The 17,273-nt window shown below is 65.9% G+C and carries 17 protein-coding genes; 10 read left to right on the forward strand and 7 right to left on the reverse strand.

All coding sequences use genetic code 11. From position 1 onward, the window contains the following. Positions 1 to 85 precede the first annotated feature (85 nt). The gene (locus tag D6850_RS06515) at positions 86 to 199 is read right to left on the reverse strand and encodes an entericidin EcnA/B family protein (RefSeq protein ID WP_121164877.1); all 114 of its coding nucleotides are present in this window, start codon (positions 197 to 199) and stop codon (positions 86 to 88) included. Positions 200 to 250: 51 nt separating this feature from the next. Continuing rightward, entirely contained in the window at positions 251 to 2,083 is a 1,833-nt protein-coding gene (locus D6850_RS06520) for an extracellular solute-binding protein (protein ID WP_425452362.1), read from the reverse strand. Between the two features lie 305 nt (positions 2,084 to 2,388). Between D6850_RS06520 and D6850_RS06525 the strand changes: the two genes are divergently transcribed. Both D6850_RS06525 and D6850_RS06530 read left to right on the forward strand, forming a co-directional pair. Next, complete coding sequence (locus tag D6850_RS06525; protein WP_121164881.1) at positions 2,389 to 3,162, forward strand: 3-hydroxybutyrate dehydrogenase; 774 nt, start codon at positions 2,389 to 2,391, stop codon at positions 3,160 to 3,162. An 84-nt stretch (positions 3,163 to 3,246) separates the two neighbouring features. Further along, on the forward strand, positions 3,247 to 4,260 hold the full coding sequence (locus D6850_RS06530) for a patatin-like phospholipase family protein (protein ID WP_121164883.1): 1,014 nt from the start codon (positions 3,247 to 3,249) through the stop codon (positions 4,258 to 4,260). A gap of 16 nt (positions 4,261 to 4,276) precedes the next feature. Here D6850_RS06530 and D6850_RS06535 read toward each other — a convergent pair whose 3' ends face one another. Then, the gene (locus tag D6850_RS06535; RefSeq protein WP_121164885.1) at positions 4,277 to 4,966 is read right to left on the reverse strand and encodes a DUF502 domain-containing protein; all 690 of its coding nucleotides are present in this window, start codon (positions 4,964 to 4,966) and stop codon (positions 4,277 to 4,279) included. A 232-nt stretch (positions 4,967 to 5,198) separates the two neighbouring features. Between D6850_RS06535 and rpsB the strand changes: the two genes are divergently transcribed. Beyond that, entirely contained in the window at positions 5,199 to 6,107 is a 909-nt protein-coding gene (rpsB, locus tag D6850_RS06540; RefSeq protein ID WP_121164887.1) for a 30S ribosomal protein S2, read from the forward strand. Between the two features lie 77 nt (positions 6,108 to 6,184). Next, positions 6,185 to 7,057 carry a translation elongation factor Ts gene (gene tsf, locus D6850_RS06545; RefSeq protein WP_121164890.1) on the forward strand — a complete coding sequence of 291 codons (873 nt, stop codon included), beginning with the start codon at positions 6,185 to 6,187 and terminating at the stop codon, positions 7,055 to 7,057. A 368-nt stretch (positions 7,058 to 7,425) separates the two neighbouring features. Here tsf and D6850_RS06550 read toward each other — a convergent pair whose 3' ends face one another. Together D6850_RS06550 and aroQ are read right to left on the reverse strand one after the other, a co-directional pair. Further along, positions 7,426 to 8,175: a LuxR family transcriptional regulator gene (locus tag D6850_RS06550; RefSeq protein ID WP_121164892.1), complete on the reverse strand. Its 750-nt coding sequence runs from the start codon at positions 8,173 to 8,175 to the stop codon at positions 7,426 to 7,428. Further along, the gene (aroQ, locus tag D6850_RS06555; RefSeq protein ID WP_121164894.1) at positions 8,172 to 8,615 is read right to left on the reverse strand and encodes a type II 3-dehydroquinate dehydratase; all 444 of its coding nucleotides are present in this window, start codon (positions 8,613 to 8,615) and stop codon (positions 8,172 to 8,174) included. The genes D6850_RS06550 and aroQ overlap by 4 nt, the downstream gene beginning before the upstream one ends. Positions 8,616 to 8,750: 135 nt before the next feature. Between aroQ and D6850_RS06560 the strand changes: the two genes are divergently transcribed. The 6 genes from D6850_RS06560 (at position 8,751) to D6850_RS06585 (ending at position 14,991) form a co-directional block, all read left to right on the forward strand. After that, positions 8,751 to 10,274: a malonate--CoA ligase gene (locus tag D6850_RS06560; protein WP_121164896.1), complete on the forward strand. Its 1,524-nt coding sequence runs from the start codon at positions 8,751 to 8,753 to the stop codon at positions 10,272 to 10,274. A 154-nt stretch (positions 10,275 to 10,428) separates the two neighbouring features. Next, a complete protein-coding gene (locus tag D6850_RS06565) occupies positions 10,429 to 11,577 on the forward strand; it encodes an ABC transporter substrate-binding protein (RefSeq protein WP_121164898.1) in 1,149 nt (382 codons plus the stop codon). Positions 11,578 to 11,665: 88 nt separating this feature from the next. After that, on the forward strand, positions 11,666 to 12,586 hold the full coding sequence (locus tag D6850_RS06570) for a branched-chain amino acid ABC transporter permease (protein ID WP_121164900.1): 921 nt from the start codon (positions 11,666 to 11,668) through the stop codon (positions 12,584 to 12,586). Continuing rightward, entirely contained in the window at positions 12,583 to 13,566 is a 984-nt protein-coding gene (locus tag D6850_RS06575; protein ID WP_121164902.1) for a branched-chain amino acid ABC transporter permease, read from the forward strand. The genes D6850_RS06570 and D6850_RS06575 overlap by 4 nt, the downstream gene beginning before the upstream one ends. After that, on the forward strand, positions 13,559 to 14,308 hold the full coding sequence (locus D6850_RS06580) for an ABC transporter ATP-binding protein (protein WP_121164904.1): 750 nt from the start codon (positions 13,559 to 13,561) through the stop codon (positions 14,306 to 14,308). The genes D6850_RS06575 and D6850_RS06580 overlap by 8 nt, the downstream gene beginning before the upstream one ends. Continuing rightward, on the forward strand, positions 14,305 to 14,991 hold the full coding sequence (locus tag D6850_RS06585; RefSeq protein WP_121164906.1) for an ABC transporter ATP-binding protein: 687 nt from the start codon (positions 14,305 to 14,307) through the stop codon (positions 14,989 to 14,991). The genes D6850_RS06580 and D6850_RS06585 overlap by 4 nt, the downstream gene beginning before the upstream one ends. A 189-nt stretch (positions 14,992 to 15,180) precedes the next feature. Here the strand turns inward: D6850_RS06585 and D6850_RS06590 are convergent, their stop codons facing one another. Then, entirely contained in the window at positions 15,181 to 15,972 is a 792-nt protein-coding gene (locus D6850_RS06590; RefSeq protein ID WP_121164908.1) for an enoyl-ACP reductase FabI, read from the reverse strand. A gap of 5 nt (positions 15,973 to 15,977) precedes the next feature. Beyond that, on the reverse strand, positions 15,978 to 17,207 hold the full coding sequence (locus tag D6850_RS06595; RefSeq protein WP_121164910.1) for a beta-ketoacyl synthase N-terminal-like domain-containing protein: 1,230 nt from the start codon (positions 17,205 to 17,207) through the stop codon (positions 15,978 to 15,980). Positions 17,208 to 17,273: the final 66 nt, after the last annotated feature.

Genomic DNA, 17,273 nt, shown 5'->3' on the forward strand with positions numbered 1-17,273 from the left:
GCGCAATGCAAGACCCCACCGACCGGCGCGCGGTCGGGGCGTGCGCCGGATCATGCCCGAGACGGATGTTGCGACGTCGCTTGCGTCAGAACCAGCTTTGCACTCCGCGCGCCGCGCCGGAAATGTCCTGGCCGACGCCGTCGACCGTGGCGCAGCCCGCGACGACGGCCAGCATCGCGATTACGATCAGGTGTTTCATTCGGTTGCCTTGCCTGCTCTCTCAATTCCGCTCTGGCACCTGCTGATTTGCTCAGTCTTGGGCGCCCGCATCTTCGTCGGCATACCACCAGACTTCGGGCAGGAATCCCACCCCGTCGCCATAGAGCGGCAGCCGGTCGGCAGGATAGTGCAACTGCCGCTTGTGGGCAATCCGCCCGACTGCATAACTGTGAATCGGGATCACGTAGCGACCCGAAATCAACACCCGGTCGAGCGCGCGGGTCGCGGTGACGAATTCCTCGTGCGTCCGCGCCGATAGCATCGCGGCGATCATCGCATCCGCGGCGGCGCTTTTCATGCCCATGAGGTTGCGCCCGCCCGGCGTGTCCGCGCCCTCGGCCCCCCAGTAGAGATACTGCTCGTTGCCGGGGCTGAGCGACAGGTCGCGGCGCATGAAGGTAAGGTCGAAATCGAAGCTGCGTTCGCGCTCGGCGTATTGCGCCTTGTCGATGCTCTCGATCCTGAGCGTGATCCCCAGGCGTTCGAGCGCGCGGGCGTATAGCTCCATGATCGACGTGGCCTGCTGGATCAGCCCGTCCTGTTGCAGCACGACCGTGAGCTCCAGCGGCGCGCCGGCGGCGTTTCTCATCACCCCGTCCTGCACGGTCCAGCCGGCCTCTTCCAGCATGCGCAGGGCGTGGCGCAGGTTGGCGCGATTGCGTGCGCTCCCGTCGCCCTCGGGCAGCGCGTAGCCCTCGAGCGCGCCGGGCGGCAGGCTATCGGCGAAGGGTTCGAGCAGCGCCCGCACCTTTGGCGACGCCGGGCCGGGCCGCATGCCCAGCTCCGAGCCCGAGAAATATGAGGTGATGCGCGGCTGCCGCCCGCCGGTCAGCACGTCGTTGACGTATTCGAAGTTGAACGCATGGATCAGCGCGTCGCGCACCCGCCAGTCGTCGAGCGGCGCGCGCCGCGTGTTCATCACGAAACCGGTGATGCCCGATGGCTTGCCGTTCGGGATCTCGGATTTCACGATCTCGCCGCGCTGCACGGCGGGGAAATTATACTGGCTTTCCCATTTCTCGGCGTTGAACTCGCGCACGTAAGATATCTCACCGGCCTTGAAGGCCTCCTTCATCACGGCGTTGTCGCCGTAGAACTCGATGCGGATCTCATCGAAATTGTTGGTGCCGCGGCGCAGTGGCAGATCCCTGCCCCAGTAATCCGGGTTGCGGCGCAGCACCACGTTGCGGTTCACTTCGTAGCTTTCGACCACGTAGGGCGCGCTGCCGATGGGAATGTCGGCAAGGCCGCCATCGGCGAAATCCTTCTCCGCCCACTGCGCCTTCTTGATGATCGGACGCAGGCCCACCAACAGCGCGAGGTCGCGTTCGGGCGCGTTGAAGGTGATGCGCAGGCTGCGCGGCCCGGTCTGCTCGGCCTTCGCGACCTTGGACCAGAGGTCGCGGTAGCGCAGGTTCCCGACCGTGCCGAGGGTTTCCAGCGACCAGAGCACGTCCTCGACCGTCACCGGGCTGTCGTCCGAGAACCGCGCCTCGGGGCGCAGCGTGAATTCGACCCATTCGCGATTCGGTCCGACCTCGACCGATTCGGCCAGGAGGCCGTAGATCGTGAAGGGTTCGTCCCAGGATCGCCCCATCAGCGACTCGTAGGCAAAGAAGCGAAGCTGCCAGGGCGGGCTGCCCGTCAACTGAAACGGGTTGAGCGAATCGAACCCCCCGATATTGCCGGTCACTACCGCTCCGCCCTTGGGCGCATCGGGGTTTACGTAAGGCAGCGACACAAAATCCGGTGGCAGGGCGGGGGCGCCGTACATAGCCATGCCATGCTGCTGCTCGGCGAGGGCTGCTTGCGTCGCCATGAGACCCGGCAAAGCCCAGCACAGAAAGGCGCTGACGCGGCCCATGAGGGGGAAAAAAACTGATCTCATTTCGGCGACAATCCCCTTCGGCCCTTGTATGACTGGGGCTGAACCTAGAGACGGTTTTGCGTCTTTTCAAACTTTTAGCTTGGATACGGGCGCGAGATTGCTTATAAGGAAGTTACTGCTCGATAGGTTTCTTGCCTGTATGAAACCTGCCTCAATAACTGAACGCCAGCCTAGTGCTGGCGTTTTTTTTGTCCTGCCGCAGCGCGCCGCCCTTCCTGCGCCCCTGACATTCGTCCTTGCAGCATGATATGCAGCGCCTGCAACCAGACGGAGCGCAGAACATGAGCGTCACGGACAAGACCGCCATCATCACGGGATCGACTTCGGGAATCGGGCTGGGCGTCGCGCGCGAACTGGCCCGCGCGGGCGCCGATGTCGTGCTCAACTCTTTCACCGATTCGGAAGAGGATCACGCGCTGGCCAGCGACATGGCCAGCGAGTTCGGCGTAAAGGCGCGCTACATACAGGCGGACATGTCCGACCCCGACCAGTGCCGCGCCCTGGTCGAGACCGCCGGCGCCTGCGACATCCTGGTAAACAACGCCGGCATACAGCACGTCGCCCCGATCGAGGAGTTCCCGACGGCGAAATGGGACGCGATCATCGCGATCAACCTCAGCTCTTCCTTCCACACCACCGCCGCCGCGCTGCCGATGATGCGCAAGGCCGGCTGGGGCAGGGTGGTCAACATCGCCTCGGCCCACGGCCTGACCGCCTCGCCCTACAAGGCGGCCTACGTCGCGGCCAAGCACGGCATCGTCGGGCTCACGAAGGTCACGGCGCTTGAAACCGCGCGCGAGCCAATCACCGCCAACGCGATCTGCCCCGGCTACGTGCTCACCCCGCTGGTCGAGGCCCAGATCCCCGACACGATGGAGAAATACGACATGGACCGCGACGAGGTGATCGAGAAGGTCATGCTCGAACGCCAACCGTCCAAGGAATTCGCCACCGTCGAGCAGTTGGGCGGCACCACGCTCTACCTCTGCTCCGACGCCGCCGCGCAGGTGACCGGCACGACGATCAGCGTCGATGGCGGCTGGACTGCGCTCTGAGGTGAGGCCCGCCCGCATCTTCTTCTTGCCCCGAATATCCGCACCGGAGGCGCCTTCTCCGCGCCGCGCGCGCCTGCGCCCGAGATGACGGTGAAACGCATCAACCTGGCCCTTCAGGGCGGTGGCGCTCACGGCGCCTTCACCTGGGGCGTGCTCGACCGGTTGCTCGAGGACGAAGAGGTAGAGGTCGCGGCGATTTCCGGCACATCGGCGGGGGCGCTGAACGGCGCCGCCTACAAGGCGGGCTGGATCGCCGGCGGGCGCGAGGGCGCGCGCGAGAACCTCGACTGGTTCTGGGGCCGGATGGGCGCGGTGCAGGACATGCGGATGCCCGCATGGATGAACGGCTCGCTCGCCGGCGCGCTCAGCGCGGCGATGGAACAGACCGTGCCGCTGAACGGGCTCGACGCCGTTTCGCGGCTGGTGTCGCCCTATGCATACGGCCCGTTCTACTCGAACCCGCTGCGCCCCGTGGTCGAGACGTTCTCCTACGACAAGGTCTGCGCCGATCAGGCGCCGCTTCTCTGCGTCGGGGCGACCAACGTGCATGACGGCAAGATCCGCGTGTTCACCGGCGCGCAGATCAGCACCGAATCGCTACTGGCCTCGGCCTGCCTGCCGACGCTGTTCCAGGCGATCGAGATCGACGGCGCGCATTACTGGGACGGCGGCTATACCGGCAACCCGGCGCTGTTTCCGCTGTTCGGCGCCGATCTTCCCCCCGATATCCTGGTGGTGAACATCAATCCGCTCGAGCGCCCCGAGGTGCCGCGCAGCCCGCAGCAGATCCAGGACCGGATCAACGAGATCAGCTTCAACTCGTCGCTGCTGCGCGAGTTGCGCGCGATTTCCTTCGCGCAGCGGCTGCTCGACCAGGGGCGTCTGCCCGAGGGCGCGCTCAAGCGGCTTTACGTGCACATGATCGCCGACGACGACCTCATGCGCGAACTGTCTGTCGCGACCAAGCTGGTGGCGACGCCCTATCTCCTCGGGAGGCTCAAGGCCGCGGGGCGCGCGGCCGCGGAGCGGTTCCTCGCCGCGCACAAGGACGATATCGGGAAACGCGGCACGACCGACCTCGCGGAGATGTTCAGTTGATGCGAAAGCCGCCCGTTCAGGCGGCTTTGTCTTGCGGTTTCTGCTTTTTCTCCGGATAGACCAGCCCGGCCGAGATCACGAGCTTGGCCGCGTCCTCGACCGTCATGTCGAGTTCGATCACGTCCTCGCGAGGGAGGAACAACAGGAATCCCGAGGTCGGGTTCGGCGTGGTGGGAAGGAAGATGCTCATCAACTGGCCGCCGGTTTCGGCCTTCTGGGAAATCTCGCCCTTGGCGGAGGTCGAGATGAAACCGATCGCCCATATCCCCTTGCGCGGATACTGGATCAGGCAGGCCTTCTCGAACGAGCGCTCGGTCTGGGCGAAGATCGTCTCGGCGATCTGCTTTACCCCGGAATAGATCGAACGCACGACCGGCATCCGCTCGACCAATGATTCGGCGAAGCGGATGAAGGAACGCCCGATCAGCCCCTTGGCGACCCAGCCGACGATGACGGTGAACACGAGGAACACGATCACGCCGAGGCCGCGCAGGTTGATCCCGATATAGCGTTCCGGGCGAAGCTGATGCGGAATGAACGGCAGTACGACGCTGTCCACCCAGCCCGCCAGCGCCCAGACCAGCCAGATGGTGAGCGCCACCGGCGCGATCACCACCAGCCCGGTCAGAAAGCTCGCCCGCAGCCGCGCCAGCAGGCCGGGGCGCGTGCGCGGCGGGATCGGGTCTTCGTCGAAGGGTGTGTTCATGCGTCCGTTCGTCCTGCATCGGCCCGAGCTATGTAAGCGGCTTTCCGCCTTCCGGCAATGGCGCAGATCCGGTAACAGCCCCCTTGCGTCCGCCGGCGCGCCCGTCTATATGCGCGGCACTGAAATCCGCAGGCGCGGGCGGGTCCATGGGGGAGACATCCCTATAGGTCCACCGGTTGAAGCATTCGCTTCTCACCCCGCGCCGAGGCGAAAACCGGAAAAGGAACAAGACATGGCTCTTCCCGAGTTCTCCATGCGCCAGCTGCTCGAGGCAGGCGTTCACTTCGGCCACCAGACGCAGCGCTGGAACCCCCGCATGGGCGAGTTCATCTACGGCGCGCGCAACGGCATCCACATCATGGACCTCACGCAGACGGTGCCGATGCTCGACGCCGCGCTGAACGTGGTGCGCGAAACCGTGGCCAAGAACGGCCGCATCCTCTTTGTCGGCACCAAGCGGCAGGCGAGCGCGCCCATCGCCGAGGCGGCCGAGAAATGCGCGCAATACTACATGAACCACCGCTGGCTGGGCGGCACGCTCACCAACTGGCAGACGGTGTCCAAATCGATCCACCGCCTGAAGGAGATCGACGAAACGCTGGAAGGCGGCGCTGAGGGTCTCACCAAGAAAGAGCGTCTCGGGCTCGAGCGCGACCAGGCGAAGCTGGAAGCCTCGCTGGGCGGCATCCGCGAAATGGGCGGCGTGCCCGACCTGCTCTTCGTGATCGACGTGCGCAAGGAGCAACTGGCCGTCGCCGAGGCGAAGAAGCTGGGCATTCCGATCGTCGCGGTGGTGGACACCAACTGCTCGCCCGACGGGATCGACTACATCATCCCCGGCAACGACGACGCGGCGCGCGCCATCGCGCTTTACTGCGACCTGGTCAGCCGCGCCGCGCTTGACGGCATGTCCGCGCAGCTCGACGCCGCCGGCGTCGATATCGGCGCAATGGAAGAAGCGCCTGTCGAGGAAGCCGCCGCACCTGAGGCCGGCGTCGAAGTGGGCGCCGTCAGCGAAGAGACCGCGCATGACGACGTCATGAGCAAGGACGCGCCGCTCGACATCGAGTCGAGCGAAGAGGTCTCGGAAATGGCGCAGCAGGCCGGCGAGGCCGGCAAGGAAGAGAAAGCCGACAGCTGAGCGCCGTCGCTTCATTCTGACACAAGGGCCCGGCGCGTCCCGCGCCGGACCGCCACGAACATTCGAGGAGAGCCGAGATGGCGATTACCGCTGCAATGGTAAAGGAACTGCGCGACACCACGGGCGCGGGCATGATGGACGCCAAGAAGGCGTTGACGGAGAACGACGGCGACATGGAGGCGGCGGTCGACTGGCTGCGCACCAAGGGGCTCGCCAAGGCCGCCAAGAAATCCGGGCGCACCGCCGCCGAGGGGCTCGTCGCGGTCAAGGTCGAGGGCGGCCGCGGCGTCGCGGTCGAAATCAACTCGGAAACCGATTTCGTCGCCAAGAACGCCGATTTCCAGGCGATGGTCGCCTCGGTCGCCGACGCGGCTGTCAAGGCCGATGATCTCGAGGCGCTGAAGGCGTCCGACCTGGGCGGCAAGACGGTGGAAGAGACGATCACCGACAAGATCGCCACCATCGGCGAAAACATGAGCCTGCGCCGCATGGTCTCGGTCAGCGGAGCCAGCGTTGCGTCCTACATCCACAACGCCGCCGCCGAAGGCATGGGCAAGATCGGCGTTCTCGTCGCGTTCAACGGCGACGAGGCGTTCGGCCGCCAGGTCGCGATGCACATCGCCGCGACCAAGCCCGCCGCGCTCAACGAGGCGGAACTCGACCCGGCCATTGTCGACAAGGAACGCCAGGTCCAGATCGACATCGCCCGCGAGAGCGGCAAGCCCGAGCAGGTGATCGAGAAGATGATCGAAGGCCGGATGAAGAAATTCATCGCCGAGGCGACCCTGATGGGTCAGGCCTTCGTCATGAATCCGGACCTCACCGTCGAGGCGGCCGCCAAGGAAGCGGGAACCGAGATCACCGGGTTCGCGCGGCTCGAGGTCGGCGAAGGCATCGAGGTCGAGAAAGAGGACTTCGCCGCCGAGGTGGCCAAGGCCGCCAAGGGCTGAGGCCCTTCGAACCGGATCGAAAGAAACGGGGCGCTCTTTCGGGCGCCCCGTCTGCTTTTCGGCTCCGGCATGGCATGTCGGGTCCGCTCCAATTCATCCGAAATCTTCCGGATTTGCCTGACGCGACACGGCCCGTGCATCACAGGGAGAATGAACCGCCGACAGCCGAGCCGAAAATTGGCCGGCTGCCGACGACCGGCATTGCCGTATGGGTCGCAAGAGCCCCGTAATCCCGGGGATCGCGATCCAATGTTCCCGGGCCAGAAGGGCCACCACTCACGGAACAGAAACATGATGCGCCCTTACGTTAAGTAAGGGAAGTCCGGGATTCCTTACCCTGCGGTAAAAAACGCCGCGCGGGGACGGTTTCAGGAGCTGTGAATCTGGTGCTGGAACGACGCCTTGAGCACCGCCTGCGCTGTGGTCTCCACGTTGAGCGCTTCGCGCGCCAGGCGTAGGTGTTTTTCGATCGTGGCCGGGGTCAGATTGAGGATCTGGGCGATGTCCTGCACCGTCTTGCCGTCGCCGACCCAGCCCAGCACCTCGCGCTGGCGCGGGGTCAGCGTGCGGGCCGGGGCGGTGTAGGGCAGCGACAGGATGCGCAGATGGGCGACGGTGGCGATCGCCTGGATATCCGCGCCATGCTCGCGCCAAACGGCGTCCACCTCGTCCTGCGTCTTCCCGACACGGGCCGTCAGGGCCATCGCCGCCTTGAGCCGTGGCGAGGTCGAGCGGAAACTGATCGAATACCCCGCCGTCACGCCGCGACGGGCGTTGAACTCCATCACCTTGCGCTCATCCGCCGTCAGCGTGCCGGTTTCGGCCATCTCGTGCAGCACCGACCACGAGCACGCCCCGTCATTGTCGAGCGCCCAGCGTACCATCGGCGCATGAAAGTAAAGCGCATCGCCGACGAAACGGTCGGTGTAGGCGCGGTCATGGGTGCTGAGCAGGATGAAATCGTCCGGATCGCCCAGCGAGGTTCCTGTGCGGTAGCGAGTCGCGCCGTAGATCAGCCGGTCGAATCCGTGCCGCGCGAACCGGCGGGCGAGCATGTCCCACAGGTTCTCGATGCTGGGCGCGTTCAGGAACGCCTGCAGGTCGTCGGTCGGGATCATCCGCCAGCATCCAGATGCCCCGCCAGCGCGTCCATCGCCAGCGCATATCCCGCCGCGCCGAAACCGCAGATAACGCCAAGCGCAACCGGGGCGATATAGCTGCGATGGCGAAATTCCTCGCGTGAATGGACGTTTGAGAGGTGAAGTTCAACCACCGGAAGAGCGACGGAGCTGATCGCGTCCCGCAGCGCCACCGAGGTGTGCGTATAGGCGCCGGCGTTCAGGACGATGCCGTCATGCGCGCCGCGCGCAGCGTGGATGTGATCGACGAGCGCGCCTTCAAAGTTGCTCTGCTCGAACGCCATGCCGATCCCCATCGCCTCGGCCTTGCGCGCGCATTGCGCCTCGATATCTGCCAGCGTGGTGTGGCCGTAGATTTCGGGCTGGCGCGCGCCAAGCAGGTTCAGGTTGGGGCCGTTGAGGATCAGTATAGATGTCATATGTCTGCCTTTCGGCGGAAAATTAACCCGCGACGCGGGCCCTGTCGAGAACGCTTTGCGCAACGCGTCAATTGCCTGTCGTCGCACCGCGTGCGAAACCACCGGCAGGATCGACTGAAGACGAAAGGCGCGACGATGTCCAACCCTCTTTACGACCGGTTCTTCGGCTGTCACGCGGGCCGCGACGCGCCCTTTCTGATCCTGCCGGGGGGCGGCGCGATCAGCTACGCGGAGTTCCTGGCCCACGCGGCGCGGATCGCGCATGTGCTGGTCGGGGCCGGGCTGGCGCCCGGCGACCGCCTTGCCGCGCAGGTGGAGAAATCGCCCGACGCGCTCGCGCTCTACGCCGCCTGCGTGCAGGCCGGCGTCGTGTTTCTGCCGCTCAACACCGCCTACACGGCGCCCGAGGCGCGTTACTTCATCGAGGACAGCGGCGCGCGATTGCTGGTCTGCGATCCGCGCGCCGAGGCGGAGTTGCGCGAGGTGGCCGAAGGGCAGGGCGCGACGCTGATGACTCTCGGCTCGGACGGCTCGGGAAGCCTGGCGGATGCGGCGGCGCAGGCGCCCAACGTGTTCGTCACCGCGCCGCGGGACGAGGACGATCTTGCCGCGCTGCTCTATACCTCGGGGACGACCGGGCGCTCCAAGGGCGCGATGCTGAGCCAGCGCAACCTGATGTCGAACGCGGAAACGCTGACCGGTCTCTGGCGCTTCACCGCCCGCGACGTGCTGCTGCACGCGCTGCCGATCTTTCACACGCACGGGCTTTTCGTGGCGACCAACGTGATGCTGCGCGCGGGCGGCGCGATGATCTTCCTGCCGAAGTTCGACGCGGGCGAACTGATCCGCCTGATGCCGGGGGCGACCGCGTTGATGGGTGTGCCGACCTTCTACACCCGCCTTCTGGATGAGGTGAAGTTCACCCGCGATATTGCCGAAAACATGCGGCTTTTCATCTCCGGCTCCGCGCCGCTGCTGGCCGAAACGCATCAACGGTTCGAGGAGCGCACCGGACACCGCATCCTCGAACGCTACGGCATGACCGAAACCAACATGAACACATCGAACCCTTACGGGGGCGAGCGGCGCGCGGGCACCGTGGGTTTCCCGCTGCCGGACGTTGAGCTGAAGATCACGGACCCCGAGACCGGCGCCGAGATAGCGAAGGGCGACACCGGCATCATCGAGGTGCGCGGGCCCAACGTCTTCCAAGGCTACTGGCAGATGCCCGAGAAGACGGCGGATGAACTGCGCGAGGACGGGTTCTTCATCACCGGCGACCTCGGGCGCATCGACGGCGACGGCTACGTTCATATCGTAGGGCGGGCGAAAGACCTCATCATATCGGGTGGTTACAACATATACCCGAAGGAGATCGAACAGCTGCTCGACGATCAGCCCGGCGTGCTGGAAAGCGCCGTAATCGGCGTGCCGCATCCCGATTTCGGGGAAACTGTCCTCGCGATCATCGTCCCGCAGGCGGACGGGGCGCCGGACGAGGCGGCGCTGATGCAGGCGGTCGCGGCGCGGCTCGCGCGTTTCAAGCATCCCCGCCGGATCATCCCGCTCACCGCGCTGCCGCGCAACACGATGGGCAAGGTGCAGAAAAACGTGCTGCGCGAGCGCTACAAGGATGTTTTCGCCCGCAGTGCGGAATGATGCGCCCGTGGCGGACGCGTTTCGCGGATAATTTGCGCCTGCACTCTTCCCTTGGCGCGGAAATTCATCTTTGTTGTGTTGAGCGCGGGCCGCACGCGGCCCGCAGGCGTCCGCGAGAGACGCGCGAGGATTGTTCAAACGGGGAGACGGAAGAATGAAATCCACACTGACCGCAGCCGCGCTGGCGGCGGCGCTGGCAATGGGCGCCACGCAGGCCAGCGCCGAGATGAGCGACATCAAGGTCGGCATGATCACCACGCTTTCGGGCGGCGGCGCGAGCCTCGGGATCGACATCCGCGACGGCTTCATGCTTGCCGTGAAGCAGGCCGGAGCGGGCCATGTCGACGTGGTCATCGAAGACGACCAGCGCAAGCCCGAAATCGCCGTGCAACTGGCCGACAAGATGGTGCAATCCGACAAGGTAGACCTGCTGACCGGCATCATCTGGTCCAACCTGGCGATGGCCGTGGTCCCAAGCGTGACCGCGCAGGGCAAATTCTACCTGTCGCCCAATGCCGGGCCTTCGGCGCTGGCGGGCAAGGGCTGCAACAAGAACTACTTCAACGTCGCCTGGCAAAACGACAACATGCACGAGGCGGCGGGCGCCTACGCCAATGAGCAGGGCTACAAGAACGTGTTCATCTTCGCGCCCAACTACCCCGCCGGACAGGACGCGCTGACCGGGTTCAAACGCTTCTACGAGGGCGAACTGGCCGCCGAGATCTACACCACGCTCGGCCAGCAGGACTATGCCAGCGAGATCGCCCAGATCCGCGCCAGCGACGCGGATGGCGTGTTCTTCCTGCTGCCCGGCGGCATGGGGATTTCATTCCTCAAGCAATACGCCGACAGCGGGCTAGACCTGCCGCTGATGGGCGCGGCGTTCAGCTTTGACCAGGGCATCCTGCAAGCGGTTGGCGACGCGGCGATGGGCGTGCGCAATACGAGCCAGTGGAACAAGGACATCGACAACCCCGCCAACAAGAAATTCGTCGAGACCTTCCAGGCCGAATACGATCGCCTGCCGTCGCTCTTCGCCAGCCAGGGCTATGACACGGCGATGCTGATGATCTCGGCCATGAAGAAGGCCGACGTGAAGGATGCCGACGCCTTCCGCGCCGCACTCGAAGAGGCTGACTTCGAGAGCACGCGCGGCAAGTTCTCTTTCGATACCAACCACCACCCGATCCAGGACATCTATGTCCGCGAGGTCATCAAGGAGGGCGACGTCTACACCAACAAGCTGATCGGCACGGTGCTGACGGATCACTCCAACGCCTATGTCGACGAGTGCAAGATGTAAGCTTTGCGCGGCCGGGGCTTCCGTTCCGGCCTTCCAACCTTCCGGGCGGTCCGCATGACGGGCCGCCCGTCGTTCAACAAGGCGTCGCATGTCTTTGATGTTGCTGATCGAACAGGTGCTGAACGGGCTTCAACTCGGGGTGATGCTGTTCCTGATGGCGTCGGGGCTCACCCTGGTCTTCGGGGTGATGGGGCTGATCAACCTCGCGCATGGCTCGCTTTACATGGTGGGGGCGTTTGCGGCCGCCTGGGTGGCGGCGGCGACGGGGTCTTTCCTGCTCGCGCTGGCGGCGGCGCTCGCCGCGGCGGCGGCGGCGGGCGCCATCGTCGAGGTGGTGGTGATCCGCAGGCTCTATGCGCGCGATCACCTGGACCAGGTGCTAGCGACCTTCGCACTGATCCTGGTCTTCTCGGAGGGAACGCGCTGGATCTTCGGCTCCTTCCCGCTCTACCTCAACGTGCCGGACTACCTGGCCGGGCCGGTGACCCTGCCGGGGGGGATCGAATACCCGCTCTACCGGCTGTCGCTGATCGGGGTCGGCGGGCTCATCGCCTGCGCGCTCTACCTGCTGATCGCGCGCACCCGGCTGGGCGTTCAGATCCGCGCAGGCGAAGCGGACCGCGAGATGATCGCGGCGCTTGGCGTAGATATATCAAAGCTTTACACGGTGGTCTTCGCGCTTGGCGCGGCGCTTGCCGGGCTGGCCGGGGCGCTGGTGGGCACCATCCAGTCGGTGCAGGTCGGCATGGGTGAGCCGGTCCTGATCCTCGCCTTCGTGGTGATCGTGATCGGCGGCATCGGTTCGATCAAGGGCGCCTTCGTGGGCGCGCTGCTGGTCGGGTTGACCGATACGCTCGGCGCCTTCCTGCTGCCGCAGCTCTTCGGCGCGTTCATGGATGTCTCTAGCGCGGCGGCGGTCGGCTCGGCGCTGGCGTCGATGCTGATCTACCTGCTGATGGCCGCGGTCCTCTTCCTGCGGCCCCGCGGGCTTTTCGGAGATACGGCATGATGCGCGAGCGATACATCAACGCGGCGCTGCTTGGCGGGCTCCTGCTGGTCGTCTTCTGGGCCTATACCGGGGATGAGCCGTTCACCATCACGCTGGCCACCCGCGTGGCGATCCTGGCGCTGGCGGGCGTCGGCCTCAACATCGCGCTGGGGCAGGGGGGGCTGGTCAGTCTAGGGCATGCGGTATTCTTTGGCATCGGCGGCTACGCGATGGGCATCCTCGCCAGCCACGCGCAGAGCTACCAGCCCCTGACGCTCGGGCCGCTGGTGATCGAGGGGACAAAATCCATGCCGCTGATCTGGCTCACGGCGATGGTGGCCTCCGGAATCGCCGCGCTGCTGATCGGGCTGGTGTCACTCCGCACGGGCGGGGTCTATTTCATCATGATCACGCTCGCCTTCGGGCAGATGTTTTACTACTTCGCGATCTCCTGGCCCGCCTATGGCGGCGAGGACGGGCTGAGCATCTATGTGCGCAACGGCTTTCCGGGTCTGAACACGCTCGATCCGATCCAGTTCTTCGGCCTGTGTTTCGCGCTGCTGCTCGCCGCGCTGGCCTTCCACGCTGCGTTCAAGCACGCGCCCTTCGGCCTTGCGCTTAACGCCGCGCGCCAGTCGCCGGACCGGGCGCAAGCGGTGGGACTCGATCCGACGCGGCTGCGGCTGATCGCTTTCGTCATTTCGGGCGTCATCACCGGGCTGGCCGGCGCGCTCTTTGCCGATCTCAACCGTTTCGTCAGCCCGACGATGTTCAGCTGGCAGCTTTCGGGCGAGCTTTTGATCTTCATCATCCTCGGCGGCACCGGGCGGCTTTGCGGCCCGGTCGCGGGCGCGGCGATGTTCATCGCGCTCGAGCACTGGCTGGGCGGGCTCAGCGAGTATTGGCATATCTATCTTGGCGCGCTGCTTCTGGGGGTCGTCCTCTTCGCGCCCGGCGGACTGATCGGGATCGCGACCCGGCGCGAGGCGGCGCATGACTGAGCCGGTGATCGAGACCCGCGCGCTTTGCAAGCGCTTCGGCGCGCTCGAGGCGAGCCGGGATATCTCGCTTGACCTGCGGGTCGGGGAAATTCATGCGGTAATCGGGCCGAATGGTGCGGGAAAATCGACACTTATCAGCCAGATATGCGGCGGTCTTCAACCCGATAGCGGCGAAGTTCGGCTGATGGGCCGCGACGTCACCGGCTGGGACGTCGCTGCGCGGGCGCGCGCCGGCATCGGTCGGACCTTCCAGGTTTCCGCGCTGGCGATGGAGGACACCGTGCTACAGAACGCGCTGCTCGGCGCGTTCGGGGCGTCGGGCAGGCGGCTCGGGCTGTTTCGCCCGGCGCTCAGGTATCGCGATCTGAGAAGCCGTGCGCTGGCCGCGCTCGACCGGGTCGGGCTGGCCGGGCAGGCGGCGGCCCCGGCCGCCGAGCTTTCGCATGGCGAACGCCGTCGGCTTGAGATCGCCATCGCGCTCACGCTTGCCCCGCGCGCCTTTGTCCTGGATGAACCGATGGCCGGGCTGGGAAGCGAGGGAACGAAGGAAATCACCAACCTTCTGAACGAGTTACGCAGCGAAGCTCCGATCCTCCTGGTCGAACACGACATGGACGCGGTCTTTGCGCTCGCGGACCGGATCAGCGTTCTGGTCTACGGCCAGGTGATCGCGACCGGCGCGGTCGAGGAAATCCGCGCCAATGCCGAGGTCCGCGCCGCATATCTGGGGGACAGCGCATGAGCCTGCTGGAATTGCGCAACGTGAGCGCGTCTTACGGGCCGGCGCAGGCGTTGTTCGATGTCTCGCTCGATATCGCCGAAGGCGAGGTTCTCGCGCTCATGGGACGCAACGGGATGGGGAAATCCACCACGGTCAAGGCGATCTGCCGGATGCTGCCGACGGGCGGCGTTCTGCGCTTTGCCGGGCATGACCTCGCACCGCTGCCAAGCCATCGCGCCGCGCGGCTGGGGATCGGCCTCGTTCCCGAGGGCCGCCGCTGCTTTGCGCCGCTGACGGTCGCCGAGAACCTCACCGCCGCCGCGCGCTCGGGGGATTGGACCATGGCGCGGGTTTGCGAGCTTTTCCCGCGACTTGCAGAGCGAAGCGGTCAGGTTGCATCGACCTTGTCCGGCGGCGAACAGCAGATGCTCGCCATCGGGCGGGCGCTGATGACGAACCCGCGCTTGCTGATCCTCGACGAGGCGACCGAGGGCCTCGCGCCACTGATCCGCGCCGAGATCTGGTCCGCGCTCACGCGGCTGCGGGATGGCTCGGACATGGCGATCCTCGTGATCGACAAATCCCTCGCGGAGCTGCGCCGCGTCGCCGACCGCGCGGTGATCCTGGAGCGCGGGCGCACGGTCTGGACCGGAACCTTCGAGACGCTCGATGCGGCGACGACCGACCGGTTTCTTGGCGTCTGAGCAGGGTCTGGCGCGGCGCCATGCGGAGCAAGACCGGTATTCGCGGGTAGCAGCGTTATTTACATAATATAGATTATGCGAAATAGAGACTCATTGCCAAAGCCCCCCGGATACCAGCCCAGATTGATCGTTTACAACCGCTGCCACGTCCCGCTTCCGCGCGTTCACCCATGGCCGAGCCGCGAACCGTCAGAGGTTCCCGGCCTGTGGCATGCCAAGCACGTGGTAGCCGCCATCGACGCGGATCACCTCGCCCGTGGTGAAGACGCCGGCGTCGGAGCAGAGATAGACCGCCGTGCCGCCCACCGCCTCGAGCGTGGCGTTGGCGCGCAGCGGTGCGTTCTCGGCCGTGTGCTTGTAGGTCTTGCGCGCGCCTCCGATGGCCGCGCCGGCCAGCGTCTTCATCGGCCCCGGTGAGAGCGCGTTGACGCGGATGCCTTCGGGACCCAGATCGTTCGCGAGATAGCGCGTGGTCGACTCCAGCGCCGCCTTGGCGACGCCCATCACGTTGTAGTTCGGCACAACCCGGTTGCTGCCCTGATAGGTCAGCGTGAGCAGCGTGCCGCCGTGCTCTTGCATGAGCGGATGCGCGCGGCGCGCGACATCGATGAAGGAATAGCACGAGATTTCCAGCGAGTGCTTGAAATTGGCGCGGCTGGTGTTGAGAAACCGCCCCGTCAGTTCCGACTTGTCCGAATAGGCGATCGCGTGGACGAGAAAATCGATCGTCGGCCAGCGCTGTCCCAAAGCGCCGAAGCCCGCGTCAAGCGACGCGTCGTCGGTCACGTCCATATCCACGAGGAAGTCCGAGCCGACCGACTCCGCCAGCGGCGCCACGCGTCTGCCAAAGGCGTCGCCCTGGTAGCTGAACGCCAGCTCCGCGCCCGCCTCATGCATCGCCCGCGCGATCCCCCAGGCGATGGAGCGGTCGTTGGCGACCCCCATGATCAGCCCGCGCCGCCCCTGCATCGGTTTGCTCATCGCGTTCACCCCCGGAACCTGCTCAGCAACATCGATCCGTTGGTGCCGCCGAAGCCGAATGAATTGGTCATCACCGTGTCGAGCCCGGCGTCGTCTACCCGTTCGGTCGCGATCTCGGCCGGGGCGAGCGCCGGGTCGAGGGTCTCGACGTTGATCGAAGGGATGATGAAATCGTCGCGAAGCGCCAGCAGGCAGTAGATCGCCTCCTGCGCGCCGGTGGCGCCCTGGCTGTGGCCCGTCATCGACTTGGTCGAACTGATCGGCGGCGTGGAGCCTTCGCCGAAGACGCGGCGCACCGCCTCCACCTCGCCGACGTCGCCGACGGGAGTCGAGGTGCCATGCGCGTTGATGTAGCTCACCCGGCGATCCTCGGGCAGCGTGCGCAGCGCGCCGCGCATCGCCCGCTCGCCCCCCTCGCCCGACGGCGCGACCATGTCCGCGCCGTCGGAAGTGGCAGCGAAACCGGTGACTTCGGCGTAGATCTTCGCGCCGCGCGCCTGCGCGCGCTCGAGGCTTTCAAGCACGACCATCGCGCCGCCGCCCGAAATGACGAACCCGTCGCGATCCGCGTCAAAGGCGCGGCTGGCCTTCTCGGGCGCGTCGTTGAACCGCGACGACATCGCGCCCATCGCGTCGAACAGGCAACTGAGCGTCCAGTCGAGTTCCTCGCCGCCGCCGGCGAACATCACGTCCTGCGCGCCGAGCGCGATCTGCTGCGCGGCCATGCCGATGCAGTGCAGCGACGTGGAGCAGGCCGAGGTGATCGAGAAGTTCATGCCCTTTATCTGATAGGCCGTGGCGAGGTTCGCGCTCACCGTGGAGGACATGGTCTTGGGCACGGCGAAGGGCCCAATCCGCTTGGTCCCGCCGGATTTCAGCACGGTCTGGTGCGCGCGCAGCATCGCCGATGTGCTGGGGCCGCCCGACCCGGCGATGAGCCCCGTCATCGGATTCACCACCTCGCCCTCGCCCAGTCCGGCGTCCGCGATCGCCTGCCCCATCGCGATATACGCATAGGCCGCCCCCGGCCCCATGAAGCGCAGCGCGCGCTTGTCGACATGCTCGGTCACGTCGAGGTCGATGCCGCCGGCCACCTGGCTGCGAAAGCCGTGTTCGGCCATCTCCTCGTTGGCGCTGATCCCTGACCGGCCCGCCTTGAGCGAGGCCAGCACCTCGTCAGCGCTGTTCCCGATTGACGAGACGATGCCCATCCCTGTGACGACCACGCGGCGCATGGCAAACTCCCTTGGCGTTTCGTCGTCTTGTGTAAGACAGGCCGGCCTTTGGGGGCAAGCAGTTAG

It is taken from the genome of Roseovarius spongiae, assembly GCF_003651245.1.
In the GTDB taxonomy this organism is placed as follows: domain Bacteria; phylum Pseudomonadota; class Alphaproteobacteria; order Rhodobacterales; family Rhodobacteraceae; genus Roseovarius; species Roseovarius spongiae.